The 2,366-nt window shown below is 31.0% G+C and carries 2 protein-coding genes; both read right to left on the reverse strand.

The window, feature by feature from the left end; all coding sequences use genetic code 11:
• Positions 1 to 238: 238 nt before the first annotated feature.
• Positions 239 to 1,711, reverse strand: a complete 1,473-nt coding sequence (locus tag AB671_RS20340) for a phytoene desaturase family protein (protein ID WP_066681505.1) — start codon at positions 1,709 to 1,711, stop codon at positions 239 to 241.
• Positions 1,705 to 2,163: a hypothetical protein gene (locus AB671_RS20345; RefSeq protein ID WP_066681507.1), complete on the reverse strand. Its 459-nt coding sequence runs from the start codon at positions 2,161 to 2,163 to the stop codon at positions 1,705 to 1,707. The genes AB671_RS20340 and AB671_RS20345 overlap by 7 nt, the downstream gene beginning before the upstream one ends.
• Positions 2,164 to 2,366: the final 203 nt, after the last annotated feature.

Consider the following 2,366-nt stretch of genomic DNA (forward strand, 5'->3'; position numbering starts at 1 on the left):
TTACCAAACAATAGAAGAATTTAACAATCAAAACAAAATTTATCAAAATGTAGCTTAACTTATACTGGAATTTTTGTTTGCATATCCAGTTTATTCTTGCAAATTAAAAAACAGAATCTAATAGATCTATTTTATAATAATCTGTCTCATTTCTATATTCAGCAGGAATATTTGCGTTGATTGATTAAAATTTTTATGAATAGTTCATTTTATTGTCATCACTAAAGATTATAATTCTTTATTTTTCGGCGTATTCGCTCGCTATTCGTCCCGAAATCAATCCTGCCACAGTCCCTAATCCAGGCCATGTATTATCACCTGTAACCCAAAAGTTTTTAACTCCGATATCCTGAGGAACTGCTTTGAAGTTTGAATTATTTTTAGTTTGCTTAAATCCGCCAACGCTTCCATCTATCCTGTTGGTGAATTTATGATAAGTCAGCGGAGTTCCTATTTCATAAACAATAGGATTTTGTCCCAAATTCGGATAAACTTTTCTTGCCATTTCTATTAAATACGATCCAATGTTTTGTTTTTTAATCTGATATTCCATTTCCGAAAGGTTCTGCCACTCTGCAATTTCACAATGCGTTGAAATCATCACCGAACGAAACCCTTTTGGTGCAGAAATATGGTCATCCTTATCAGAAACAGAAATAAACATATTGTTTCCATTGCCTAATTTAGAATCATAATCGAGTAAAATCTGATGATGACTTAGAATTTGATCGGAAACTTCCTCCTCCGGAACTCCTAAGAAAACAACAATTGCACTACCTTTATTTTTCTCATTTTTTGCTATAAAGGGTTGCAGTTTATTTTTTATTGAATCAGGACAAATCGTTTGTAGTAAATCGATAGGTAAAGAATTGATTACTTTTTTTGCTTTAAAAAATCCTTTGCTCGTCTTGATATTCCAACCGTTGTTTTCCTGTTTAAAATTTAAAACCTTATTCCCTTTTTTTATAGTTCCTCCTATTTTTAAATAATGATTTGATAAATGATTCCAAAAGCTTTTCATTCCTCCTTCTGCTCTCATAAGTCCGGCTCCTCTGATGGTAACTCCCAAAGCTGAGTTAATAAACGGAGCTTTGTCGATAGTGCTGTGAACGGTATCTTCTATTAACATTGACAGTAATCCAACTAAAGGTTTATCATTTTCCAGATTGTATTTTTTTACAATATCCAGCATTGTTGAATTAAGATATTTAACCAAATGAAGGTTTTTAATTCCAATACATTTTACTAGAATATAGATGTCTTTTGGAGTACGAATGGGAAGTTTAATGTTTTTTCTACTTGCTGCCCAAAATACTTTTGTGGCCTCATCCATAAGCTTCCAAAATTCTATGTGATTTTGAGTTGAACCTATTTTATCCAGTCTTTCTTTTTTCCATTTTTCAGCTTCCTGATAAAGCGTAATTTGTCTGTCGGGAAGCCAAGCTATGTAATCGATATATTTGCCTTTTGGTATATCTAACTTAATATCTTTGAAAAAATTCCCTCCGACTCCACCTTCTATAAAATCTACTAAAGTAGTAGCACCCACATCGAATGAAAAGCCTTTCTTGGTAAAGAAACCAGCACATCCTCCCAACTGCCCGTGAGATTTGAAAACAATTGTTTTTAATCCTTTATTTTGTAGTCTTAATGCTGCCGAAAATCCAGAGATTCCTCCACCGAAAATCGCTATATCATACTCTTCTACCATTGAGCTTTCTTTCGTTTGATCGTATTGAATTTTATGGTCATTGCCTGAATGGTATCAAAATTTCCAGGAGATTTAATTTTATAAAGAAGTTTGTTCTTTCGTATTAAAAGCTTATCACTATCTATATATTTTGTAGCATCTTCAATTCCTCCTACAATAATGATAGTATCACCCGATAGTTTATATTCTTTATCAAGTATAACGTAGGAAGAATTATTACCTGCAATGATTTCAATATTAACAGAATCTAATAAATCTACTTTACAATGATTTGTCCCGTTTCTGTATTCCGCAGAAAGAAGTGTATTGTTCCAACGTTTTACATTTTCTGCTACAACTTTTGGATCTTTATGCCCGATAAAATCAATTTGCGTATAAATAAAATATAGAATTCCTAAAATTACACCAATTGAAATGCTCGCAATTAAAACGGTTTTAATAATACTTTTCATAATTACGTTGTTCTGTTAAAGTTTTAAATAATTGAAAAATATATAATTTAGTCAATCTGAATTTTTATGAGTAAACTATTTTATTTTTTTTGACTTAATAAGTAATAATGATAAATTGTTTAAGAGCCTGTTTAAAAAATGAATAATAAAAAAGAGTATGGGCTAAAAACTGGCTAAAAATTGTCATTTTAGAGTTGCAAAAC

The organism is Chryseobacterium sp. BGARF1 (assembly GCF_001677955.1).
Taxonomy (GTDB): domain Bacteria; phylum Bacteroidota; class Bacteroidia; order Flavobacteriales; family Weeksellaceae; genus Chryseobacterium.